Origin of the sequence: Magnetospirillum sp. ME-1 (assembly GCF_002105535.1) — a bacterium.
In the GTDB taxonomy this organism is placed as follows: Bacteria; Pseudomonadota; Alphaproteobacteria; order Rhodospirillales; family Magnetospirillaceae; genus Phaeospirillum.
The window spans coordinates 411,446-434,827 of sequence record NZ_CP015848.1; the positions used below are offsets into that span (position 1 = coordinate 411,446).

Genomic DNA, 23,382 nt, shown 5'->3' on the forward strand with positions numbered 1-23,382 from the left:
CTGGGTTCCAACATCAGGTCTTAGGCAGAGAGAAGCAGACCGAAGTCCCGCCATCCAAACCATCTTCGATCCATATATGCCCGCCATGGCTCTCGACGATCTTCTTGCAAACAGCGAGGCCGATGCCTGTCCCTTCATAGGCATCTTGGGCAACCAGCCGCTGAAAAATCATGAACGCACGCTCGCGATCTTCTAGAGCAATGCCGATGCCGTTGTCGCAGACGGCTACAATCCAATCGGGACCATCGGGCCTACAGTTTACCTGAACACGTATGGGGCGATCCTTGACGCGGTACTTGATGGCGTTACCGATAAGGTTCTGGAACAGGCGTTCGAGCTCTGTCGGTGATCCCAGGACGGAGGGCATATCATTCATTATCTCGATTGTGGCCTCGGCATCGGCAACCGCGACCTCGAGGTTGGTAAGGGCGTTGGTGATGGCATCGGACAACTGCACCTGCCCGAATGAAGCTTCATGCCGTCCAGTGCGGGAGTACTCGAGCAAGTCGAGAATCATCCGGTCCATCCGCTTGGCACCGTCAACTGCAAAGCCAAAGAACGCTTTCAGGTCGTCATCTGAACCAATATCCAATCGCTTTTGGATCAGCCCAAGATAGCTGCTGACCATCCGCAGTGGTTGACGCAGGTCATGGGAGGCAACGTAGGCGAACTGTTCCAACTCGCGATTGATCTCAGCAAGCTTCCTGGCTTGGATCGCTAGGCTTCGTTGCGCCGCTTCCGCCACATCCTTGGCTGCCAGGATGTCTTGATTCGAAAGATCACGCTCCAAGACGGCACCGACCCATCGTGCCAGAAGGCGCACGAACTCGATGTCGCCATCGTCGAACTCGCGTCCACATTGTTCGGGTGAACTGAAATTTACCGTCCCAAAGTCAAGTCCCCGAACAGTGACCGGCGCTCCTATGTAGGCTTCAAGGCCGAATGCTTTGTAACAAGGGTGTCCTGCATACCTTGACTCTGCCATGTGGGATACAGCCACGACATCATTGGCGCTTATGGTGAGGGCGCAATAGGTGTCACCAAGCTCAAACACTTGGCCGTCGTGCAGAGATGCCTCCGGCGGAGTCTTATGGTGGAGGACGGTGTACGTGTTCTCGTCGATCCGGCTGATAATCCCGATAGGCAGCCCCAGATGCTTTGCCCCGAGCGCAAGTGCCTCGGCCAATTGCTCGGACGCTTCGACGCGGGGAAGAGCCGCAATATCGCTCAATGCACGGAGGCTCTCATAGTGACGCTGCACCATGCGTGTCCGCTCAGAGAGCACGATCTCGACATCCTTACGGACGGTAATGTCTTCCTTGATCCCGACAAAATGGGCGATCTCTCCGTGGTCATCGAGAATGGGAAAGATGATAGCCTGTTCCCAGTAGTGCTCACCGGACTTTCGCTTATTGCGAAGTTCACCCTGCCAGTGACGCTTGTCCCTGATCGCCGCCCATAACTCCTCGTAGACTGTAATTGGCGTTTCGCCCGAAGCCACCAGTCGAGGATTCATTCCAATCGCTTCTGCCGGGGTAAAGCCAGTTACCTCGGTGAATCTTGGGTTGACGTATTTAATCGTTCCATTGGGGGCGGTGACCACCACGGAAACCGGAGACTGATCGACGATGCGTGAGAACAGCCTGAGTTGAATCGCGACATCGGCTTGGCTTGTGATGTTGGTGCCACTGCCACAATACCCGATGAAGTTGCCGCCATCGTCATAGCGCGGGCCGCCGCTGATGCTGATCCATTGAGCTGTTTTACCCTTACCTATCCAATACCGATAGTCGCGGAATTTTCGGTGTGCTGCCAGGTCATCGCGATGCGTCTGCCAGGACGCCTGGTCCTCTTCAATTCCGCGTGCCGAAAGCTCCCACCGAAGCTTCCCGATAGCGATAGAGGGATCAATTTGTGCTGCCTCGGCAAAGCTAGGGGAAAGCCACGTAATGCGGTGAGCCTCATCCGTTTCCCAATACCAGTCACTGGATGCTTCCGAGAAAATTTTCAGGCTGGCCTCGTTCTCAGACAGCGTCCCCACTACCTCTTGCAGCTTTTCCGCCATACGGTTGAACGCCTTGGCGGTATCGGCTAGTTCATCGTTGCTGGTTATGGGGACTCGAGTATCAAGCTCACCTGCTGCAAGTCGCGCTCCGGCCAATCGCAGTGCTTCGAGTTGCTGGGTCAAATACGATCCAAGGAACCATGAAAACAAGGCCGTAAGAGCGAGGCCGAGAGCGGCAATCGAGGAGGAAAGACGCCCGGCGGCGAAAATTGCATCGTCAAGGGCCTGGCTATCGATGCCGAGCCGCACTGTCCCAAAATTGTTCCCAGCGACGACCACCTGCTGTAGGCGCTCGGTCACAACGTTTGAGGCGGAGTTTGCCTTGGATTCTGCCAAAACATTTCCGTCCTCATCCAGAAAGCGGAGATAGGCGACGCTGCCCGCTGTCAGCGTTTCAGCTACGATAGCGTCCAGTGTCGCAAAGTCTTTGGAGATCAGGGCGTCCCTGGCGCTGGCAGAGATAAGACGCAGGGTCACATCGGCGCGCCGATCAACCTCTTCGCGACCAGATCGCTTCATGGCTCCAACCGTGATGAACAGGAGGATGCCTAGAATGACGATTTGAAGCAGGGCAACACCCGCAATTGTCTTTGAACGAAAGGTCATTCAACCTTCTGCTTCTGCCATTGTTCCAATAGACGAATGTCCAAGGCGCGAACATCGTTCCAGTCTTGGTCAGCTCCGGCCTCAATGCCCTTCATCGTGACGCCCTCGAGAACATGACGGCCTACATCGTCGCCTTGAAGCGACCTCATGGCGTCCAGTACCCGCTTAACCACCTCGGAGGGGACGCGGGGATGGGCTGCAAAGGGATGAGGCGTGTAGTCCTTGGTAGTCGCCAAAACGCGAAGTTCCATGCGCTGCTCGGTCGGCAAGGCGTCCAGCGTGCGGGTGATGCCGCCACCTGCGGCAAAGTTTCCGGCTGAAACGCCCCGATATACCGAATCATGGGACGACACATATTTGGGAATGATCCTGACGCCGTGGCTAGAGAACTCAGCCTGGGCCAGGATGCTGGCTGCAAAAGCAGCCGGAGCCGGGAAGATCACAGGCTTATCTGCGAGATCGTTGATGGTTCGATAGGGGGCGTCTTGGCGCACGACAACGATACCGACCAATCGACGATCCTTCTCCTTGGCAAAGGCCACGTAGCCGGTGTGATGGTGGAAGACCGAATAGTGGTAGGGGTTCATATAGGCGAAGTCATACGCGCCCGCGCCAAGCTCGGCTTCAAAAGCAGGTATATCCTTGGGGGTGCGAAACGTAAATTTGACACCGGCACGTTGCCCGACCTCATTGAGAAGCGGCACCCATTGCTCCGCCAGGCGAGACGCCGCTGCCTGGGGAACGATGCCGAAGCTCAAGGTTTGGGGCTCAGCACGGACGCTGGCGGACGACAATAGTACAAGCATCGCCACCGGGACGCCTGAGCTCCAACGGAAAAAACTTCCCAGCACGAAGACCTCCCCCATCGCCCACCCTTTGGATTAGTGCGATTCTAACCCAAAAGGATTAATGCCGTATATGGCGGAGGTAAATGCTAATTAAACAGTGAGACTTCGACCAACATCCGCTTTCATATTCGCATTTTCCACGACGCACACGCTCATCAAACCCACCTAAGCTGAGCAGAGACTGAGTTTCCCACCCGTCATATCTATCATATTTATCAGAATCGGCTCTGGGACAAGAACGCGCTTCATACACTTCAACACCTTGCTCTTTGGCTTTCATTAAGCACCAGCCAGCAAGTAACGCGTTACCGTGAACTACGAAAAAAGTAACGCCGTTGCTATCTGAAAATGCCCAGTGTTGGCGCAGCCACGGTTCCCCAAAGTTTAGATTGCTGAGGCTGATCACCAAAACCTGACGGGCGTCTCTCCCAGAATCTTGGTCAAGGCCCACATGACCGTGACCTCAAATCAGCCAAAGTTGCTGTTCAGTTCGGTGCCCAGGGTGCACCCCGACCCGTCATCGTAATCGAGCGTCTCCACCGTGGCCTTGGCCTCGGGGGCCAGCCCCTTCCAGGCGCAATACCGCTTCTACAACTCCAAAGGCGGCGGGAACTTGGTCAGGGCCAGTTCGGTCTCGACCTTGCCGCCGGTGCCGGTGCGGTCATGGAACAGGAAACCATCACCATTGCTGGAGAAGGCGAACGGCAAGTCGACGAAGGTCTGCTATGGCCCTTGAGTGCCAAATTGAGCCGCTGGACATGATGGGGTCGTTACTGCCGAACCGAAGGAAATCCGCTACCATCCACAACGGACTTTACGGCCTTCAGCACCGACGCCCACGCGACCTCCAAACTGTCTATCAGCTGTATGCTCCGCTCAATATCGCCCTCTGTCAGCACCGCCTCAAGTTCGGCAGCAAGGCGATGCACCTCACCTGCATCGGCCATTCCGGCAGCTCCCTTCATGGTATGGGCTTCGCGGGTCGCCAGCTCGATATCTCGCTCAGCGACGGCCCTCCGTATGTCGCCGATGACATCCCCCCGGTCCAAGAGGGTCTTCAATGTCTGGATATACAGCACCCTCATCCCCGCCACCCTCCGCAATCCAGCACGGATGTCGAGACCATCGATATGGCTCGGGAGATGGATGCCCTCGCCGAGCAGTGCTTCGCCAGCCGTACCGAGCATTTGTGCGTCCCCCAAGCCGGTCACCCACTTGTGTATGATGGCGTAGAACTCGCTAGGGTCGAATGGCTTGCCGATGAAGTCATTCATCCCGGCGGCAAGGCACTCCTCTTTCTGTGCATTTAAGACATTGGCGGTCATGGCGATGATGGGCAGGTCAGCTAGAGCCTCCCGTTCACGGATCAGGCGGGTCGCGGTGACGCCGTCCATGCTGGGCATTCTCATGTCCATCAGGACGATTTCGTAGTCCTTCTCCACAGCTTTTTCGACGGCCTCCTTGCCGTCACCGGCGACATCCACCTCCATTCCCATGGCCGACAACAATCCGACAGCCACCGTCCGATTGGTGGGATCGTCTTCAGCGAGAAGCACGTGCGTACCCCGCAAAATGGAATAGTCCTTCTCCTCTGAACCGGGTTGGGTAACCGATGTCCGCCGATCCGGGACTTCCGTCGGCGAGATCGATCCGTTCTCGGCGGATCGCCCAGTCAGCGCGGTAAACCAGAAGGTACTTCCGCAGCCAACAGCACTTTCAACCCCCACCTCACCGTCCATCAGCTCCGCCAGTCGCTTGGCGATGGCCAGCCCAAGCCCCGTTCCTCCGAACTTGCGAGTTATCGAGATATCCGCCTGTTGAAACGGCTTGAACAGATCGGCCTGCTGCTCCGGCGTCAGGCCGATGCCTGTGTCGGTGACGGAGATGCGCAACAGCACGTCATCATGCTCGGCGGCTTCCGCTTCTACCCTGACCGTGACCCCACCCTGCTGCGTGAACTTGATTGCATTGCCCAGATAATTGAGCAGCACCTGCTCAATCCGCAGCGGGTCACCGACCAGCTTTCGGGGAACCGCAGGACCGAACTGGACGCAAACACTCAACTCCTTTGCAGTCGCATCATTCTTGACCTGTGCCACCGTGTCATCGACGACCTGAGGCAGGTCGAATGGCACATTCTCAAGTTCTATCCTCTCGGCCTCGATCTTCGAGAGATCCAGGATATCGTTGATGATGGCGAGTAGATGATGCGCCGATTGCCCGACGCCCTCAATGTACTCGCGCTGCTTGGGGGCCAGATCGCCCATCAAGGCCAAATGCGTCAGGCCGATGATACCGTTCATCGGAGTACGGATTTCATGGCTCATGGTTGCCAGGAAGTCGCTTTTGGCCCTATTTGCGGCCTCCGCCATCAACTTGCTGTGTTCGAGTTCAACCCTGTACTTTTGAATGCGCCAAAGAAGAACAAACAGTGCGCTGATTACAAAAAAGGTGGCGAGACTCAGCTTGGCGACAAACGCCTGCCATTCATTTAGAACTTCACTGGATATCTTACTGACAGCCACCGCCAGGGGATAGTTGGGGACGGCGGCAAAGCTGTACAGCCGAACGAGACCATCGACTGAGCCGGCCACTTCTTGTGATCCATAGGGATCATGGGCAATAAAAGTCAGGATCGGAGCACCGGGAAATTTCTGCCCCACCTGGATCGGCGGGTTGCGCGCCAGCAGAGTTCCGTCTAGGTGAAATATCGCCGCAGTCGCGATGGGGTCCGGCGATGCCGTCCGCAGCACCTCGTCGATTACTTTGGTCTCCACGCCGACCACCAACACCCCGGCGAAGCCGCCATCGGCATCATGCAGCTTCCGCGAAATGGTAATGACACTCTTGCCGGTTAGGCGACCAACTACTGGAGCGCCGATTATAAATTCTGCACCGGCCTTGTGGAGTGTAAAATAATCGCGATCCGCAACATCAATAGATGGTTGTTTTTTGTCTATGGTTGAAGCAATGCCATGGCCATTGCGATCAAACGCCAGAACATAGCCAATTTGTGGAAATTTTGAAACAATCCCCCGGATGCTATCGACTGCCTTTACAGGGCCACCTCCCTCGGCGATCTCCGAAGCGAAGTGGATCAGGATTGCATCGCTCTCGCGGATGATCGCGCTTATCTGCTCGGCCAGAAGACGGGCGGCGATCAGGTTGGCGGATTGAGCTTTTTCGACGCTACGTTGCCTCTCGACCCAAGCCGTATGGGTAACGCCGATGATCAGCAGAACCATGACGATCAGGCTAGAAAACAGGAGTGTCAGTGATGGTCGGCTTAACGCAACGGAGTTCGCCAACTCCCCCCCCCTACGCACGCGCTATCCAAGAACACCGAGCAAGCATACCTTAGTATGGCCTGCTGAGCGAGAGCGTCGATAGTAGGACCGGTTTGGGTCATGTCCCGCCGATTGGCCCCAGTGACGCGTCTGCCGAGCACTTGACGCCCCTCGGCATCCGCCCCGTGCAGTTGGAACACGCTCTTCGCCAGGTCGATACCCATGCATGTGATCGTCATGATCTCCTCCAACATCTGATGCGCCCCTTTGCAAGCGTTGCCGCTTGGGGGGTGAGACGTCCATCCCATTAAGTGGAAGGCTAAGTACGGCGGCCTGGACGTGTCGGAGGCCCGGCGCCTGAAGGCACTTGAGGACGAAAATGCCCGGCTGAAGAAGCTGTTGGCGGAGTCCATGCTGAACGAGGCGGCGCTGCGCGATCTTCTGGGAAAAAATGGTGAGGCCCGCCGCCAAGCGGGAGGCTGTCGCCCATCTCCAGGCCGAGCATGGAATGAGCGAGCGTCGGGCCTGTGCCGTGATTGCCGCCGACCGTATGACGATCCGCTACCGGTCGCGCCGCCCCAGGGACGAGGCGCTGCGTGCCCGCCTGCGGGACTTGGTCAACCTCCGGCGGCGTTTCGGCTATCGTCGGCTGTTCATCCTGCTGCACGAGACGGGGGAGCCATCGGGACTGAGCCGTATCTATCGGCTTTATCGCGAGGAGGGCTTGGCGGTGCGCAAGCGTAAGACCCGGCGCAAGGCCATTGGCAGCCGTGCCCCGATCCTGGTCGAGGCCCGCGCCAACGCCCGCTGGTCGCTGGACTTCGTCCATGACCAATTGGCCTGTGGACGGCGGTTCCGCATCCTCAACGTGGTCGACGACGTGACGCGGGAGTGCCTGGCCGCCATTCCCGACACCTCGATCTCGGGGGCCAGGGTGACCCGTGAACTGTCGGCGCTGATTGCTCGGCGAGGGCGACCAGAGATGATCGTCTCGGACAACGGCACCGAGCTGACGTCCAATGCCGTCCTGGCCTGGAAACAGCAGCAGCGGATCGACTGGCATTACATCGCGCCGGGAAAGCCCATGCAGAACGGCTTCGTCGAAAGCTTCAATGGCCGCATGCGCGACGAGTTGCTCAACGAGACGGTCTTCACCAGCCTGCCCCAGGCCCGGGCCGTCATCGCCGCCTGGGCGGACGACTACAACACCGCCAGACCACACTCATCCCTGGGATACCAGACCCCGGCGGCGCACGACGCCAAACTCAAGGCAATGGGGCCATCCTCTCCGCCCCTCCGGGGCTCCGAGCCCGGCCCCATTGCCCACACCGCGCCAGACGGCGTAACTTTGCCAAAGGCTCTACTTTTCGCCGGAGGAAAGTTCCCGAGCAGGTCAGCTCGACGGCGAGATTTTCACCACCATGCCCACGACGAACCCGTCCGGAATCGCCATCAAAATCGACATCCTATGCCCATCTGGCGACAGGATGTCGATTTTCGGATCTTCATCACCATGCTGACACCAAGTGTGAAGCGATCTCCCAGATCAAAATTCCATTGTGTACGCGAGGCGACGACCAACTCACTGGTAACAGGTTTCGATTCCGCATTAATTAGCGCCGGGTTAGCCCATAAATCTGCCAATTCACAAACAACGTTCGATCTGTTTGCAGAAAAAATAGACCACCACTTCACTTTTTATAGTGACTTTCGCCACCATGATTCAATGCAACATGGAGCACGACATGGATCACCTCATTACCCCCGGAGAGCTTATGACGATTCTGAGGCTTCCAAGCCTTAAATCGCTTTATTGCTTTCTTTCGGCCAATCCTGATGCTGTCCCGCCTCCGATCAGGATTGGCCGCCTTCTTCGCTGGAAAAGTTCGGCCGTCCAAGCCTGGATCGAATCACAATGACAGAGGCGCAAAAGCCGTACTCATTGGCCGCTCGAATGAGTGTGCTGTCACAAATCATCAAGGACCCTCGACTGAATGATAGCTCACGCAGAGTCGGCTTTGCGCTTATCAACCGAATAAACAGCCAAAACGGGCAATGCTTTCCAAGCTACGAGCGGATTGCATCGGATGTCGGGCTGTCGAGGGCGGCCGTTGCTACTGCGATCAAGACACTGCTTCTGTGCGGCTACTTTACCTACACCGCTGGTGGCGGTAACAAAAACAGTCAATTCCCTGGGGAGCGACGGGGAAGATCAAATGTCTACCAGTTACAGCTAAATCAAAACCATCCACCACGCGCACAAGAACCGTCCAACTCTGCCAGGAACAACCGTCTTGAGCAGGGGGTGAAACAGTCCAGCGCGCCAGACTCTAACCTATCTTTAATAACCGATTCAAAACAAAGCCAAACAAACCTAATGGAAAATACCGCCAATTTTATCGCTCACGATTTCGATTCGCCAGCCATCATCCTGCAGGGGCTTCTTGAAGATCTCCTTGATGAGCTAAATACTAATGCCACGCCGAACTCGTACGAATAGTCTGAGCCAGTCTGTAGGCAGCAGCTTTTCGACCTCCTCCCCTCGCTATCCGGTGTGGATAGTGCTGGGACAGCCCCCGCTCGACGCAGCGACGTGAGCTACAGGATCGGGATGATGAAGAGGCACTGACCGCCGACGTCATCACCCTGGCTCGCCAGTATGGCCGCTATGGCTACCGCCGGATTACGGCCCTGCTGCGTGACGCAGGTTGGACCGTCAATCCCAAGCGGGTCGAGCGGATCTGGCGGCGGGAGGGGCTTAAAGTGCCACCAAAGCAGCCCAAGCGGAGCCGTCTTTGGCTCAACGATGAGGCATGCATGCGGCTAAAGCTGCGCCTGCCTCAATGCCGGCGCCTCGACCTGCTGTCGATATCGCCAGCATGACCAGCGATGAATTGCTTGCCGCCATCACGCAAGTCGGGATCTCCGATGTCGAGGCTGTCATGCAGGAAGCTGGTCGCCGGAAACTGGCTGCTGCCGTGCCCGCATTGGCGGAGGTAATTCGCCGGTTCACCGGGTTCGCCGCCGCCCGCCCCAGTGCGAGAGCAGGTCGCCGCCCTGGGCGCTCTGGTGGCGATTGGCGGAGCGGAAGCGGGTGCTGCGGTTGCACGCATTATAGAGCGGCGGGAAGTCCAAGGTCCGACCTTGGCGACAGCAGTATGGGCGGCGGCTCAATTGGCCGCCACCCTGCCGACGACCACGGTCACGGACTTGCTGCGGCACGCCGACCCAGCCATTCGTGCCGACGCCTGCCACTGCGCGCGTCCAAGCCCGGTGGTGATCAACGGCCTGATCGAGCTACTGGGCGATCTCAATGCTGGTGTACACGGTGCTGCAGCCTGCGCGCTGGGACATATGGGCCGTGCTGAGGCCCTGCCTGTCCTGATGCGGATGCTTGAAAAGCCCCGACCGTCGAGGTTATAGAGGCGATCGCCGGGGTGCTGGATGACACTGCCATCGTGCAGCTAGGCCGCGTGGCCCGCGACAGAGCGGAATTAGCAGATGCTGTCCTGGAGGTGCTGGATGGTTGCGAATTGCCGCTGGCGGCAAAGGTGGCCGGTGGGTTTCCCACTCGGTAGAGGCAGGGCGGTGGTTGTTATCTAAACAACGCTATGTCCCGTTGCCAACGGGAAGTGGAAGGTTCGTAAGTCCAATGACTGCCCGTACTTCACGCAACAGCTGATTATGGTTCCGGCAGATAAGCCTTGATCCTCACTTTAGGCCGAGTCGGCATTAAGCATGACCAGCCTCTCGCCCATTGGGCATCCATCTTCATTCTTGATGTCGAGAAAGGAGATTGCGCTCTACTTTTGAGTGTTGCCAACAGTTTTGGTCGGCGAACTTCACACCTTCTCTCTTTTGCAGAAAATTGGCATCATCACCGCCATGTCGAAAAGCCAGCTCCATCTCTTTGAACAGCGAGCCCCATCGGCGAAGCCTTCATCGCGGGCCGATGGCCGCGCGCCTGCCGATCTCAGCTCGTTACCAGATCAAGAATTGGTGGCAGGAATCGCAACCGCTGGGATTGCGGAAATCTTCGCCCGGATGACCGAATGTGGGCGGCGTAAATTGACGGCGGCTGTGCCAGCCCTTGAGGGTATCTGCAAGAGGTTCTCTGGCTTTGGCCTCAGTGCCTTGATCCGCGAGCAAGCCGTGGCACTTGAAGTCTTGGTTGAAATCGGCGGCCCAGAGGCGGCGACTGCGGTGGAGCGGATCATCACACGAGATATGGTTCAGGGGCCTGGGTTGGTACTTGCTGTTGCCGCAGCAGCTCGAACCGGCGTCACCCTGCCTGCCGCCGTGACGATGCGGTTGCTGCGCCATGACGAACCCGATGTCCGTGCCGATGCCTGTCGCAGCGCACGCTTAGATCCTGATGTTGTCGCTATCTTGTTGGATCTTCAAGATGATCTGCACCCCAGCGTTCGCATTGCCGCGGCCTGCGCCCTTGGGCGATTTGGGAAGGTTGATGCCCTAGAGGCGCTGAGCGAAGCGTTAGCATCGGCGCCCAACCACGAAGTAATCGATGCCTTAGCCGACATTGCCGACGACGCCGCCGTCGTGCTGCTTGGTCGGGTGGCACAAGATCGGCCCGACTTGGCCGAAGCAGTGTTATCGGCTCTTGATGAGTGTGGCTCAGCGTTGTCCGCAAAGGTGTCCGATCGGGTTCGGAGATTGTCGAGAGCTACAACCGCCATGATTGGCCCGCACGATATTGTCGTTGAGATCGATGAAATCCCCTATATCGGCAGATGCGAGTTGAAAGGGGAGACGGTGGTGGTTACCTCCGAGTTTGGCTCCAAGGCGCTGGAGGTTGGCGAATTACCGCCTGACGTCGTGGCCAAGCGCCTGCTGGCTGCACTCGTTCGTGAGGCCGAGGGCCATGTCTGACCTCCGGCCCCGTCCCTCCCGTGTTCTTCAGCGGCGCGCCCGCCGTGCGCGGCTGATCCTGATGGCGATCCTCGTCATTGGGCTCGGCGTGGCCTACTATGTTGGAGCGGTCGTGCTCGGTTAATGTCGTCGTCGTCACTCGGTTCCCTTCAATCGAAACCAGCAGTGCTGGGGATAGGTCACAACCTTCCGCGGCACGAAAGGCGAGCGGGACAGACAGTGGAAAGATTGCCCCATGTGCGCCGATTACACTCCGCCCACACACTCAAGCAGCCGACGAAGCTGGGAGGATCTCCGCACACTCGAGCGTGACTATTTTCTGCTGGCGGCATTCGGTGGCCCGTCCGAATGGCAGCCCGTCATGGAAAACCTTGGTCTTGACCGGGTAGAGGCCGCTCGCATCGCCAATGCCATGTCTCCCCTAGCCCTGCCACCGAAGTCAATTGAGGAGCGCAGTCAGCGAGAGCAAGACGCGTTGACATTCCTAGCCAATCGCCCTTTGGGCTCTGCATTGAAGGAGGCCATTGGGCGGCGTGACGGAAGTCTGGATATGCCCATAGAAGAGCCTGCGGCACAGTTCCGGGCGAGAGATGGGGCGCCACCTGATGTTCGAACAGGTGTTTTCTATCACCCCACCAATGAGATGCGGCCTCGATACGGACATGAAGGCCAGAGTCCGCGCGGCGGCGTCATGGCGACCTTGGGAGCGGTACTTAAATCCGCACGAAATACCAGCTATCACATGTTACGCGCCCTTTCCGGGATTTCGAAAAGACATCTCCTGCCTCGCATCAAAGCTATTGGCGGTGCCATTCGGACGGGCGCTGGGGAAACGTTCAGCGCCGTAGCGACCCGCATGGGAATCACGAGGTCGATCCCGCTCACGAGTATGGCTGCCGAGAACAGCGACGGCATTCCGCCCACTTCAGATCAAGATCTACGGGAAGCATCGGTCGAACGCTGGCGCCAAATGGGAGAAACCATTAAGGCCATGACCGTTGCTTCTGCTCTACGCGGCTACCCACCCGCTCTCGAATTCATCCGGATCATCGCACCGGACATAGGGCCTTTCGATGATTCGAAGATACGGGTTTCTCCGAGACGCTATCGCCATATCCAAGGGGCACTTAAGCGCGGCGATTCTCTATTCTACAGGGCCTATCGATGGGCTTTTCCGCCCGAAGGCTAGTGATGGAACCAATACGGAAAGTCGCCCCGGTGCCGGGGGCAGATGCCGACTGACTATCGTTTGCGCAAGACGTGCCTGCGGAGACGCGCATAGGTCATCCAATGGCAGAAGTTGCGAATCTCGCTCGCGAGCATGCGAAGAAAGTCATCTTTCAGACACAGAGGCATGGAACTCCCTCCCCGAGATATGCATTCAGCCATAGGTTTCATTGCCACAATAATATCAGACGATACCGCAAGTGAAGAGCCAGTTCCTCCCCCGTCATTCTGACGGACCGGAGTGGCAGGATAGTTGGATCACTCAGAAATTTTCCATGATCTTGGCCTTCTGTCCGTCGTAGTCGGCCTGGCTGATCAGGCCCTCGTCGAGAGCGGTCTTCAGCTTTCTCAGGCGATTGATCGGATCGTCGCCTCGGCTGGCAACCACCGGCTTGGAGCGATCAGAAGGAATGGGAACGGCAGGCTTCGGCCGGGCATTGGGAGTGATATTTGGCGCTCCACTGGACACCCGATAGAGAAGCCACCTCAGACCTCCGGTTACCGGACTCATGTCCAGCCCTGCGGCCGCGGACAGGATCGCCTTGATCGACGGTATGCGGATGGAATTCGATCCACAGGCCAGCGCAAGCCGTGCCGCCCAATCGCGAACGTAAAGGTCATCGAAGGCTGAAAGCCGCTGGAACAGTTCCGAGCCATGCGGATTGAGGAAATCCGATCGGGTGAAGATGAGGTTCTCGCCACTGTGGCAGTGCTTGAGCAATCCGGGTTTGAACACCAAGGCCCGCAACGACAGTTGCATCACCAGCATGGAGAAGTGATCCAGCGTCGCATCGAAATGCGTCTCGTTGCGTTCGGGGTGCTGGAAATTGATGCTGCCGAGCAAGGTGCAGGGCAGCCCGCTCAGTTCAGGAAGATACATGGAATCGTAATCGATCAGCTTCAGTCGACCATCAGGTCCGATCAGGATGTTGTCGTGTTTAAGGTCGCCATGGGCCACGCCACGGTTCAGCAGATCCAGGCAAAGCCGCGCCCAGGCCCGGCTCAGGCCAGCGATGCCACCGCGCTTGTCGCTATCACACAGGGTCTGGACCAAGGCGCCAATGGTGCGGCCAGGGACCCAAGGCATGCTGATGACCGGATATTCACCGTGCTTGGCGATGGACGACGTCACGTAGAGTTCGTCGCGGTGAAACCGGAGCGGAACCACATAGGGCGAGCCGCTGGCGCCGACGAAGCCTGCGATGGCTTGGTAGCGGCGCTCCAGATCGGGAAGATCACGGATGAAGCACTTGATCGCCAAGAGCGATCCCTCGGAATCGGTGACCCGGAATACCCCGGCGAAGTTTCCGGCGAGAAACTGCGGGTGGCCTCGGGCATCCTTGAACGGTGTCACCTGTAGAGTGGCGAACCGGGCCTTGGCGTTGGAGAGTGCCGCCTTGTAGTCCGCCAATACCGGGAACGTCACTGTTCGAACTCCGTTGCCCGATCCCGCGAAGAAGCCTCGGCGGCTTGGTTAAAAACGATGGCTGGCCGGGTGCCGATATCGAGCAGTTTGACCAGTGCGATGGCATCGGCATTGAACGCCATGCCGCGCAGGGTCGGCGTAGTTTTCAGGTCGCGCTCGAACAGTTCGCAGATGATGGCGCGATGGCGGCCCGACAACTCGCTCGACATCTCGAACAGCAGGCGGGCATAGGTGTCGTCGGGCAACTGGCCGGCGCTGGACGGGAACACCACCGGCGCGTCGTCGCCGCCGGAAATATGGCAGTTCATCAGCAGGACGTGGCCGTCATTGGTCTTCAGCCCGGTCAGCCGCCGGGCGGTCGCCAGAAGTTCTTCGTCACTGTCAACATCGTTGGCCATGCCGTCAGTAATGTTGATGACGGCCGGGGGGAATGACCCTGGATTCGCGGAAATCCAGGGTTCCAGGATCGATTGCGCCAAGCGCAGCGCTCCGTTCATCGGGGTGCTTTCCACCGCCACCGGCGCCACCCAACGCGAAACGGCGACCCGTTCGACCACCGGCTGGCCGCGAACCATGATGGTGGTTTCTTCCTCGATGGTATCGGCGTTTTCCGCCACCTCGGAGATGGGCACCAAGCTGCGCCCGGCAAGGTTCCCCAGCCAGCAGAACTCGGCGCGGTTAGTGCGCCCATAGCCGATGACGCCGATGTCGAAATAGTCCCGGACACCTTCATCACGCATACAGCGGTTGATCAACTCGTCGAGGGTTCGGTTGAGCGCATCCGCCACCACCTGGGCCCGGCTGATCGTCTGGCCGTTATCATCGACACCGAAGGTGGTGTTCATGGATTTGGATTGATCCACCAGAAAGATAAAGGCGCCGCGCTGGTCGCGGCTGATTTCCTGTGAATAGGCCACGGATCACGTCTCCTGTGGTTGAACAACGGTAGGATTTACGCTGGAGGGGATCTCTGCCGACGAAATCAGTTCATATCCGGAGCCTTGATCATGGAACAACCGGAGGCCCTGAATCTCACGCGCCATCACTTTAGCAAAGACTATGGCTCCATCAAATTTTTGGGCAAAACAGCAGGAAGTGCTGACGGCAAAAGCGCGAAGATGAGAGTGATTATTAAGATCTTTTGTTGGCAAGATATTGTTATGCTCTTGCCGACTATTGTCGAGCAGGCGAATTTGTGCAACAAGACATGTATGTATTTTTCTCTTTCCCAGAGGAGTTAGGTTATGGCTGCACAGATGGCAACAGGTATGGCTGGTGGCGCCGCCGCGAACGCCGCCGCTCCCGCAGCTGGCGGCGCGGCCATGGCTGCAGCGGCGGCTCCGGAAATCGAACGTGAGGGCGCCGCCCAGGCTGCCGGCATGAAGGCCGGTGGGGCCAAGGCCGGCGCCGCCAATGGCGCCGCCGCCAAGACCGGGGCGGCTAAGGCTGCCGCGGCAGAGGTTGAGCGCGAGGCGGTGACCGCCAAGGCTGCGGGCATGAAAGCCGCTGGAACCAAGGCGGCGGCTGGTGGTGCCAATCAGGCCGCTATGGCCGCCAAGGGAACCGGCGCAGCCACCAAGGTCGCCGCGACCGGCGTCAAGGGCAAGGCCTTGGTTGCCGCCGGTGGAGCCGGTGCTGCCGGTGCCGCGGCGGGTGCCGCCACGGGTGCTTCCGTCACTGCCAGCCCCATCGCCGCCGCAACCAGCAGCAGCGCCATGCTGTCCGCCAAGGGCGTCAGCTTGGGCCTCGGCCTGGGGCTGGGCGCCTGGGGGCCGGTGCTGCTGGGCGTGGTCGGAGTGGCGGGCGCCATCGCCCTCTATGGATATTACAAGAACCGCAATGCCGAGCCGGCTGCGGCCGAAGCCGTCTGAAGGAGGACGAAATGACCGCACAGACTATCGGGTTGTCGCAAGAAACCGGAACCAGTTACAAGCCGCTGGTGATGGCTGCCCTCAGCTATCTCGGCATTCTTTGTTTTGTGCCTTTGATGCGCAACAAGGATGACGAATACGTTCAGTTCCATGCCAAGCAAGGGCTGGTGCTGTGGATGATCGCGGTCCTTTCCATGTTCGTGCTGGAAATTCCCGGCATCGGAAAGTGGTTCTTCGGCTTCTCGTCCATGCTGGTTCTCGTGCTGTCGGTGGCCGGGCTGGCCTCGGTGGCATTCCGCCGCGCCTGGAAGCTGCCGCTGGTCGGGTATATCGCCGACCGCATCTGAGACTGCTGAACGGATCCGCCGCGCCGAGATGACTCCATGGGGTCATCTCGGCGTTGGCGTTATTGTGGGGCGTTTCTGGTCACATACGGCGCCACCAATCGAGGGTGCCGCGCAGCAAGGCGGGGCCGCTATCGACAATTTCGATGATGCCCATGGCCATTGCGGCCAGCCCCAGCAGAATGCCTATCTTCAGCCAGCCGTTCCGAGGCAGTTGATCGCGAGAGATCATTGCCGCATCCCCACGGCGGGGGTCAGCCACAATCGGTGCGGCCGCCGTTTCGCTTGGCGCCGCAACTGCATCCACCGCCACACGACGCTCCGTCGGACGGCCGCCACATCCGCCACAGATGACGGATGACCACGAAGGCCGCCCCCGCTCCCACGACGGTGATGGCGCCCAAATCCCAGAGTGATCCCCAAGCCATGGCGCAACGCTTCTTTTATCAGGAGGTGGCGGAGCAACTCCGCCACCCGAACAAGCCTACAGGAAAGTCCCGCCGATGCGGCTGGCGGCCAGGGCCAGCAACCAGGCAAAGGTCAGGGAATAGGCCACCGAGAACCCGGCCCACCGCCAGCTCTGCGCCTCCTTGCCGATGATGGCGATGGTGGACAGGCAAGGCGCGTAGAGCAAGGTGAAGATCATGAAGGCGATGGCCGTGGCGGGCGGCATGGCGCCCCTCAAGGTCTCGGTCAGCTGGTCCGACCCCTTCTCCTGGGCATAGATGACGGCATAGGTCGCCACCACCACTTCCTTGGCGACAAAGCCGGTCATGATGGCCGCCGAATCCCGCCAGGAAAAGCCCAGCGGCTGGAATAGCGGCGTCACCGCGATGGCCGAACGCCCCAGATAGCTCTTTTCCAGTTTCTCCTGCGCCTGGGCACTTTTCAGCGTCTTCAGCGCTGTTTCCTTTTCCGGGCTGTCGGGAAGCGCGGTCTGTTCGGCGATGACGGTCTCGAAATCCTGGGAATAGGTGATGTCGCGGGGGAATTCCTGGAGGAACCAGATCACGATGGAGCCCACCAGGATAACGCCGGTGACCTTGGCGACGAAGCCCTGAGCGCTGTCCCACATATGGTGCAGCACCGAATGCAGGGTCGGCAGACGATAGGGCGGTAGCTCCATCACGAAGGCGTCGCCACCGCTGCCGGGAATGATGCGATTGAGCAAAACCGCCGACAACATGGCGGCGGCGAGGGATAGCATATAGATGCCGAAGACCACGGTCCCGGCGATATCGGCGAAGAAAGCTCCGGCGAACAGGATGAAAACCGGCAGGCGGGCTGAGCAGTTCATGAACGGCGCGATCAGCATGGCGATCAACCGTGCCCGCTTGTTGGTGATGACGCGGGTGGCCATGACGGCGGGGACATTACAGCCGAACCCGGCCACCATGGGGATCAGGGTGGTGCCGTGCAGGCCGAAATGGTGCATCACCCGGTCCATCAGGAAGCTGGCGCGGGCCAGATAGCCGGTGCCGCTGAGGATGGCCATGAAGAAGAACAGGATGACGATATTGGGCAGGAACACAATGGTTCCGCCAACGCCGGCCATGACGCCGTTGACAACGAGATCATGGAACATGCCCTCGGGCAGCGTCTTGTCCACCAGATCGGTGGCCAGTTGCACCCCGGCCTTGATCCAGTCGGTGGGAATGGCGCCCAGGGTGAACGTAGCCTCGAACATGACCCACAGGATGCCCAGCAGCAAGGGAAGGCCCAGAGTGCGGTTCAGGAAGAAATCGTCGAGGATACGGGTCAGCTTGAACCCGGCGGTGGGATCGCCATCCTGCTGGCGGACTTCTCGCAGCAGGCCGTTGGAAAAGGCGAACCGCGCCGAGGCCAACAGGCTGGCGGTGTCTTCATCATGCTCGTGGGCCAGGGCCGATTGCTCGCCCTTGATCTCCTCGACCAGTTCGACATGGTTGCTTTCGTGGCGCAACACCTCGTCATCGCCTTCCAGCATCTTGATCGCCAGCCAGCGCGAGCGCACCGGGCTCAGCTCCTGGGGGTGCAGCTTGGACAGATGCTGCTGGACGCGCTCGATGGCCGCCTCCAGGTGGCTGTCATAGTGCAGCCGCAGCGGGGCGGCGGCGGGAGTTGTCGAGGCCATGGCCGCCACCGCGTCCAGCAGGGCATCGATGCCCTCCTTCTTCAGGGCGCAGGTCTCCACCACCGGCGATCCGAGGGCCGAGGCCAATAGGGCGGTGTCGATGCGAATACCGGCCCGCCGGACCTCGTCCATCATGTTCAGCACGGTGATGCGGGGCAGCCCGGTCTCGATCAGCTGGGTGGTCAGGAACAGGCTGCGGTCCAGATGGCCGGCATCCAGCACGTTGACGATGATGTCGGGTTCCTCGCCGTGAATATAGTCGCAGCCGACCTTCTCCTCCGGCGATTGCGACGAGGTGGAAAAAATGCCCGGCACATCGACGATGCGTAAGGGAACCCCGCCATGGGTAATCTCGCGCACATTCAAAGAGGTCGTCACCCGCTGATAGTTGGCGACGGCGGATTGGGCGCCCGTCAGGGCATTGAACAAGCTGGTGGAACCGGCATTGGGGTTACCCACCAGTGCCACGGTGACGGGGGATTTCATGTGCGGCTACCCTTGGATCGAGGTCGGTGGGGTGATTATTTGACGCGGATGCGGATCTGCCGGGCCTCGGCATTGCGCAGGCCCAGGCTGTAGCCCATCAGGCTGTAGATGCGCGGATCACCTAAAGGGGCAGAACGATCCAGCGTAACGGGAGTGCCGGCCACGACGCCAAGAGACTGCATACGGCGCTTGAAAACGCCGTCCTCGGTTTCGATCTTGACGATCTCACCCTGCTGCTCGGGACGAAGGTCGGCAAGGCTGAGAGTGTCGGAATTCATCTGCTGCGCCACGGGACGGCTCCTCTGAAATATGGCATCGCGGCCCTGGATGATTTTCTGGCTGTCCAGGGCCGGCACGAAAGCGGTTAGAGCTTGAAAGTCGCAGGAATGCCTGGCGAGTCCTTGTCCTGGTTGATGGAATAGGCAGCCTCACCGAACCATACCGGGGGAGAATCGAAGGAGAAATCCGTGCAGCTGCGATCGCGCTTCTGGGCATCGTTGCCGGAGAATACAGCGGCCGTCAGGCTGATCTCTTCGGTGGGCTTGACCTTCAGGCGGGTGCCCGTGTCAGCCAGGGGGTAGCCACCACCGCCCGATGGCGTGTTGGCGGCATGGATGGCTGGCCAGCCGAGAGCGCGCCGATTGATGCCGTCCGAGGGATTGCCAAGAGTTTCTGCGGTGCAGGTGGCGGTCAGCTTCTCACGATCCCAGAACCCCTTTTCTACCTCAGCAGCGACTTCATTTGCAGCGGCCGGTAAAACGGCAAGGAAGAGGGAGGGAAGGACAAGGGCTCCAGCCAATACATTCGATAAACTGGCGATCTTCTTCATTGGGAACCCAGCAGAATTATGCAGTGCGACTGGCTCGCATCTTCAATAGCGCAGATCCCCCCTCCTGACAAGACTCTATATGGGAGGTCATGCCCCGCCCAACAGCATGCCGCTGGGGGTAAAAAGGGGGCACGGATATCGCCATCAGCCGTTCTCGTGGAGGACGGAGCACCAAAATTCATACCATCGTGGACGTGCGTGGATTGCCGGTGAAATTGCTGCTAACGCCGAGCAAAACCTCCGACAAGGCGGCGGCCCCGACCATGCTTGAGGGCTTACCGACGGCTCAGGCATTTGTCGGCGACCGAGGTTATGACTGGCAGGCCCTCGTCGATCCGGTCAAATCCAATGGCTGCCGCGCCCTCAGGAAAAAAATGAGAGGAGTCGTTTGGTGGGTGGCTTGGCCGGAACGGCCTCGACTTTTGCCGCCGCCTTCAATAGGGCTTCCATGGCGGCGATCCCGATCATAGGAGCCTTGGCAGCCTTGATCAGATGTTCCGTCCAGTCGCGGACATGGAAGTCCGGGCTGAGCGCCCATTGCCGCAACAGATCCGAACTGTCCGGCCGGGTGAAATCGCTTTTGGTCAGGACGAGATTCTCGCCGTTGTGATGACGCTTCAGCAAATCGGGCTGGAAGGTCAAGGCCCGCAGGGACAGCAAAATCACCAGCATGGAAAAATGGTCGATGGTCCCGTCGAAATGCCGGACCTCACGCCGGGGGTGCTGGAAATTGACGCCCCCCAGCATGGTCGAGGCCAGCCCCTTCAACTCCGGCAGATACATGGAATCATAGTCGATCAGCTTCAGGGCGCCATCCTGTCCGACCAGGACGTTGTCGTGCTTCAGATCGCCATGGGCGACGCCCCGTTGCAGCAAATCCAGGCACAGACGACTCCACGCCCGGGTCAATCCGGCCAGGGCGGGAGCGTTTTCCCGCTGACACAGGATCTGGACGACGGCCCCCAGGCCCCGACCCTCGACCCAGGGCATGGTCACCACCGCGTAATCGGCATGGGGGGCGACGCTGGAGGTCACGAAGACCTCCGCCGGAAGAAACCGCAGGGGCACCACATAGGGGCATTGGGCGGTCCGGCAGAACTTAGCCACGGCGGCATAGCGGCGCGGCAGATCCGAGACTTCGCGGGTGAAGCATTTGACCGCCACATGCTCCCCCTCCGGGGTCACCATCTTGAACACCCCGGCGAAGTTTCCCGCCAGGAAGACCGGACTGCAGCGGGCATCCAGATGTGGCCGGACGTCCAGGGTCGCGAAACGCCCTTTGGCGTTGGCGATGGCTGCCTTGTAATCGTTGATCAGGGGAAGCGGCATGGCGAATTACCGGGGCCGGGCAAGATCGACGTCGATCATGATCAACGTGCAATCGTCATTGGCCAGCAGCCCCTTGCCGCACAGGGCGCGGACCCGATCGGCGAAGGCTTGATCGGATTTGAGGCAATCGCGCAGGTCCGTCAGCTCGGCGGACAGGCCGGGCCCCGGCGTGGCGCGATGGGCACGGGCGGCCGTGGCAAGCTTGCTCTCGCCGGTGCCGGACAGCCGCTGGAATTCTCCCGCCAGCCCCGCCGCCGCCGCGGGGCGGGGCTGACCGGCCAGGGTCCGCAGCAGCAGATACTGGCCGATCCCGTCCGACGCCAGCACCACCGTCGCCCGATCCGGCAATACCATTTCCCCGGCATGGAATCCGGAATCGTGTGGCAGATCCTTCCAGTTGAGCAAGAAGGGCGCTCGATCCAGCGCCGATAAACTGGCGGGATAACAGGTCGCCAGGACAGGCTGGCGCCCGGTGCGGTCGAACACCATCATCTGGCTGTCGCCATAGCCCATCCATCGCAGCCGGACCCGGCCCTGACGATGGACGAGCCAGCCGGCCGCCAGCGTGGCGAACGAGCCTTCCCGGATGAACTTGCTGTACCGGGCGGGAGTGGCCTTGGACAAGGCGGCGTATTCCGAGCGAAAGCCCAGGCAGAACCCGTCCATCCACTGGTTCAGCGCATTCACCCCGGCGATGGGGGTCTTGGGCAGGCGGCTCACCAGCGTTTCGGCCCAGGGGCCGCAGAACAGCCCCGCCCCTCCGGCTCCGTCGGAGACGGCGGCCAGCAGGCCGTTGGGAATCCGAGCCAGCCGCAGCCGGTCTTCGTTTTGCCGCCACCGCAGCCTGTCGCCATCGGCGTAGCTGTCGTTGCGGGGCTTGACGATCGAGCGGCCCTGGGCCGTCCAAGTGAGCATGGGGGTAGCGCGCCGAATCAAGGGCGGATCAGCCTTGATCGCCATATTCGATCCGCACGGACGGTTCTTCCAGCACGAAGGAATCCTCGATCAGGGATGCGGCCTCAATTCCCGGCGGCGTGAAGGGCTCCATGGCCACCGACAGGCCGATGGCCTGACGGGTGCCGATATCCAGCAGCTTGAGCAACGCCACGGCATCGGCGTTGAAAGCCATGCCCTTGATGGAAGGGGTGCGGCCGGGGTCACGGTCGAAGATTTCGCAGATGACGGCGCGATGGCGATTGGACAATTCGCTCGACATCTCGAACAGCAGCTTGGCATAGGGGTCGCGGGGCAGTTCCGCCGCCGAAGCGGGGAACACCACCGATGCATCGCTGCCGCCCGCGATATGGCAGTTGATGAGCAAGACATTGCCGTCGCCGGTCGTCAGCCCGGTCAGCTTGCGCGCCGTGGCCAGAAGCTCGGCATCGGAATTGACGTCGTTGGCCATGCCGTCGGTAATGTTGATGACCACCGGCGGGAACGAATCCGGATTGTTGCGCACCCATTCCGCCAAGGTGGCATGGGCCAGACCGAACGCGGCGTTCATGGGGGTGCTGTCCACTCCCACCGGATCGATCCAGCGCGACAAGGTGATGCGCTCGATCAGCACCTGCCCGCGCATCTCAGTTTCGATCTCCACTTCCTCGATCTCGGCCTTGGCCGCCACTTCCGGAATGGGAACCAGCCGACGACCCGCCAAGCCGCCGCGCCAGCAGAATTCCGGGCGATTGGTGCGGCCGTAGCCGATGATCCCGATGTCGAAATAATCGCGCACGCCTTCATCGCGCATGCAGCGGTTGACCAGTTCCTCCAAGGTGCCGTTCAAGGCATTGGCCACCACCTCGGCGCGGCTGACCATCTTTCCCGACCGATCGGGACCGAAGGGCTTGTTCATGGATCGGGACTGATCGACCATGAACAAGAAGACTCCCTTGCACTCCCTGCTGATTTCCTGGGAATAGCTCATGCTTGCCTCCTGCCCGCCGATCACCGTCGCTGGCCCATCAAGGACCGGACAAACCCTGATTTCGGGCGATAGCATAATGCCGCCGCCATGTACACCGCCATGTTCAACAATGCAGCATCGTGTTGACGAAGCATAGG

Annotated in this window: 20 protein-coding genes and 2 pseudogenes; 10 read left to right on the forward strand and 12 right to left on the reverse strand. The window is 59.7% G+C overall.

All coding sequences use genetic code 11. From position 1 onward, the window contains the following. Window positions 1–13: 13 nt before the first annotated feature. From WV31_RS01770 to WV31_RS01780, 3 genes are all read right to left on the reverse strand, one after another. A complete protein-coding gene (locus WV31_RS01770; protein WP_085372060.1) occupies window positions 14–2,671 on the reverse strand; it encodes an ATP-binding protein in 2,658 nt (885 codons plus the stop codon). Beyond that, window positions 2,668–3,429 carry a phosphate/phosphite/phosphonate ABC transporter substrate-binding protein gene (locus WV31_RS01775; protein ID WP_206072573.1) on the reverse strand — a complete coding sequence of 254 codons (762 nt, stop codon included), beginning with the start codon at window positions 3,427–3,429 and terminating at the stop codon, window positions 2,668–2,670. The genes WV31_RS01770 and WV31_RS01775 overlap by 4 nt, the downstream gene beginning before the upstream one ends. An 860-nt stretch (window positions 3,430–4,289) precedes the next feature. Then, the gene (locus WV31_RS01780) at window positions 4,290–6,827 is read right to left on the reverse strand and encodes a hybrid sensor histidine kinase/response regulator (protein ID WP_145980704.1); all 2,538 of its coding nucleotides are present in this window, start codon (window positions 6,825–6,827) and stop codon (window positions 4,290–4,292) included. A gap of 291 nt (window positions 6,828–7,118) precedes the next feature. On the opposite strand from WV31_RS01780, the pseudogene WV31_RS01790 reads away from it, so the two are divergent. From WV31_RS01790 to WV31_RS21320, 6 genes and pseudogenes are all read left to right on the forward strand, one after another. Further along, a pseudogene (locus WV31_RS01790) lies at window positions 7,119–8,181 on the forward strand (IS3 family transposase); the annotation flags it as partial. A 540-nt stretch (window positions 8,182–8,721) separates the two neighbouring features. Then, window positions 8,722–9,306, forward strand: a complete 585-nt coding sequence (locus WV31_RS01795) for a helix-turn-helix domain-containing protein (protein WP_085372063.1) — start codon at window positions 8,722–8,724, stop codon at window positions 9,304–9,306. 77 nt (window positions 9,307–9,383) lie between these two features. Next, window positions 9,384–9,647 (forward strand): annotated as a pseudogene (locus tag WV31_RS01800) (IS3 family transposase); the annotation flags it as partial. Window positions 9,648–9,980: 333 nt separating this feature from the next. Then, complete coding sequence (locus WV31_RS21935; protein ID WP_158303927.1) at window positions 9,981–10,229, forward strand: HEAT repeat domain-containing protein; 249 nt, start codon at window positions 9,981–9,983, stop codon at window positions 10,227–10,229. Window positions 10,230–10,634: 405 nt separating this feature from the next. Then, on the forward strand, window positions 10,635–11,696 hold the full coding sequence (locus WV31_RS01810; protein WP_085372064.1) for a HEAT repeat domain-containing protein: 1,062 nt from the start codon (window positions 10,635–10,637) through the stop codon (window positions 11,694–11,696). A gap of 235 nt (window positions 11,697–11,931) precedes the next feature. Next, entirely contained in the window at window positions 11,932–12,885 is a 954-nt protein-coding gene (locus WV31_RS21320) for a hypothetical protein (RefSeq protein WP_145980705.1), read from the forward strand. A 300-nt stretch (window positions 12,886–13,185) separates the two neighbouring features. On the opposite strand, the gene WV31_RS01815 is transcribed toward WV31_RS21320, so the two are convergent. Beyond that, the gene (locus WV31_RS01815; protein WP_085372065.1) at window positions 13,186–14,349 is read right to left on the reverse strand and encodes a serine/threonine protein kinase; all 1,164 of its coding nucleotides are present in this window, start codon (window positions 14,347–14,349) and stop codon (window positions 13,186–13,188) included. Beyond that, window positions 14,346–15,266: a hypothetical protein gene (locus WV31_RS01820; RefSeq protein ID WP_068433467.1), complete on the reverse strand. Its 921-nt coding sequence runs from the start codon at window positions 15,264–15,266 to the stop codon at window positions 14,346–14,348. Before WV31_RS01820 ends, WV31_RS01815 begins: the two co-directional genes overlap by 4 nt. A gap of 90 nt (window positions 15,267–15,356) precedes the next feature. Between WV31_RS01820 and WV31_RS21325 the strand changes: the two genes are divergently transcribed. From WV31_RS21325 to WV31_RS01830, 3 genes are read left to right on the forward strand one after another with little or no spacing between them, the layout of a single operon-like run. Beyond that, on the forward strand, window positions 15,357–15,590 hold the full coding sequence (locus WV31_RS21325; protein ID WP_068433464.1) for a hypothetical protein: 234 nt from the start codon (window positions 15,357–15,359) through the stop codon (window positions 15,588–15,590). Between the two features lie 27 nt (window positions 15,591–15,617). Further along, window positions 15,618–16,220, forward strand: coding sequence for a magnetosome protein MamG (gene mamG, locus WV31_RS22280; protein WP_206072574.1), 603 nt, complete (start codon window positions 15,618–15,620; stop codon window positions 16,218–16,220). Between the two features lie 11 nt (window positions 16,221–16,231). Continuing rightward, window positions 16,232–16,567: a hypothetical protein gene (locus WV31_RS01830; RefSeq protein WP_085372066.1), complete on the forward strand. Its 336-nt coding sequence runs from the start codon at window positions 16,232–16,234 to the stop codon at window positions 16,565–16,567. A 79-nt stretch (window positions 16,568–16,646) separates the two neighbouring features. On the opposite strand, the gene WV31_RS21940 is transcribed toward WV31_RS01830, so the two are convergent. The 4 genes from WV31_RS21940 to WV31_RS22285 form a co-directional block, all read right to left on the reverse strand. Beyond that, window positions 16,647–16,796 (reverse strand): hypothetical protein, encoded by a 150-nt coding sequence (locus WV31_RS21940; RefSeq protein WP_008615049.1) that lies wholly within the window; start codon window positions 16,794–16,796, stop codon window positions 16,647–16,649. A 252-nt stretch (window positions 16,797–17,048) separates the two neighbouring features. Then, on the reverse strand, window positions 17,049–19,163 hold the full coding sequence (feoB, locus tag WV31_RS01835) for a ferrous iron transport protein B (RefSeq protein ID WP_011383443.1): 2,115 nt from the start codon (window positions 19,161–19,163) through the stop codon (window positions 17,049–17,051). 35 nt (window positions 19,164–19,198) lie between these two features. Then, window positions 19,199–19,453 (reverse strand): FeoA family protein, encoded by a 255-nt coding sequence (locus tag WV31_RS01840; protein ID WP_237051443.1) that lies wholly within the window; start codon window positions 19,451–19,453, stop codon window positions 19,199–19,201. 74 nt (window positions 19,454–19,527) lie between these two features. Next, window positions 19,528–19,992, reverse strand: a complete 465-nt coding sequence (locus WV31_RS22285) for a carbohydrate porin (RefSeq protein ID WP_011383441.1) — start codon at window positions 19,990–19,992, stop codon at window positions 19,528–19,530. Window positions 19,993–20,168: 176 nt separating this feature from the next. Here WV31_RS22285 and WV31_RS22790 point away from each other — a divergent pair, with 176 nt between their 5' ends. Further along, the gene (locus WV31_RS22790) at window positions 20,169–20,462 is read left to right on the forward strand and encodes a transposase (protein WP_442915562.1); all 294 of its coding nucleotides are present in this window, start codon (window positions 20,169–20,171) and stop codon (window positions 20,460–20,462) included. Here WV31_RS22790 and WV31_RS01855 read toward each other — a convergent pair. Genes WV31_RS01855 through WV31_RS01865 form a run of 3 tightly spaced genes read right to left on the reverse strand, consistent with a single transcriptional unit; the run spans window position 20,356 to window position 23,245 of the window. Then, window positions 20,356–21,321, reverse strand: a complete 966-nt coding sequence (locus tag WV31_RS01855) for a protein kinase domain-containing protein (RefSeq protein ID WP_011383440.1) — start codon at window positions 21,319–21,321, stop codon at window positions 20,356–20,358. The two genes, WV31_RS22790 and WV31_RS01855, sit on opposite strands and share 107 nt — an antisense overlap. 6 nt (window positions 21,322–21,327) lie before the next feature. After that, window positions 21,328–22,236 (reverse strand): protein phosphatase 2C domain-containing protein, encoded by a 909-nt coding sequence (locus WV31_RS01860; protein ID WP_231848987.1) that lies wholly within the window; start codon window positions 22,234–22,236, stop codon window positions 21,328–21,330. Between the two features lie 28 nt (window positions 22,237–22,264). Then, complete coding sequence (locus WV31_RS01865; RefSeq protein ID WP_043746030.1) at window positions 22,265–23,245, reverse strand: hypothetical protein; 981 nt, start codon at window positions 23,243–23,245, stop codon at window positions 22,265–22,267. Between the last annotated feature and the right edge of the window lie 137 nt (window positions 23,246–23,382).

Coding starts and splice junctions, on each gene's coding strand:
- WV31_RS01770 (WP_085372060.1), bottom strand. CDS start 2,671: ATGACCTTTCGTTCAAAGACAATTGCGGGTGTTGCCCTGCTTCAAATC.
- WV31_RS01795 (WP_085372063.1), top strand. CDS start 8,722: ATGACAGAGGCGCAAAAGCCGTACTCATTGGCCGCTCGAATGAGTGTG.
- WV31_RS21320 (WP_145980705.1), top strand. CDS start 11,932: ATGTGCGCCGATTACACTCCGCCCACACACTCAAGCAGCCGACGAAGC.
- WV31_RS21325 (WP_068433464.1), top strand. CDS start 15,357: ATGGAACAACCGGAGGCCCTGAATCTCACGCGCCATCACTTTAGCAAA.
- mamG (WP_206072574.1), top strand. CDS start 15,618: ATGGCTGGTGGCGCCGCCGCGAACGCCGCCGCTCCCGCAGCTGGCGGC.
- WV31_RS01830 (WP_085372066.1), top strand. CDS start 16,232: ATGACCGCACAGACTATCGGGTTGTCGCAAGAAACCGGAACCAGTTAC.
- WV31_RS21940 (WP_008615049.1), bottom strand. CDS start 16,796: ATGATCTCTCGCGATCAACTGCCTCGGAACGGCTGGCTGAAGATAGGC.
- feoB (WP_011383443.1), bottom strand. CDS start 19,163: ATGAAATCCCCCGTCACCGTGGCACTGGTGGGTAACCCCAATGCCGGT.
- WV31_RS22285 (WP_011383441.1), bottom strand. CDS start 19,992: ATGAAGAAGATCGCCAGTTTATCGAATGTATTGGCTGGAGCCCTTGTC.
- WV31_RS01855 (WP_011383440.1), bottom strand. CDS start 21,321: ATGCCGCTTCCCCTGATCAACGATTACAAGGCAGCCATCGCCAACGCC.
- WV31_RS01860 (WP_231848987.1), bottom strand. CDS start 22,236: ATGCTCACTTGGACGGCCCAGGGCCGCTCGATCGTCAAGCCCCGCAAC.
- WV31_RS01865 (WP_043746030.1), bottom strand. CDS start 23,245: ATGAGCTATTCCCAGGAAATCAGCAGGGAGTGCAAGGGAGTCTTCTTG.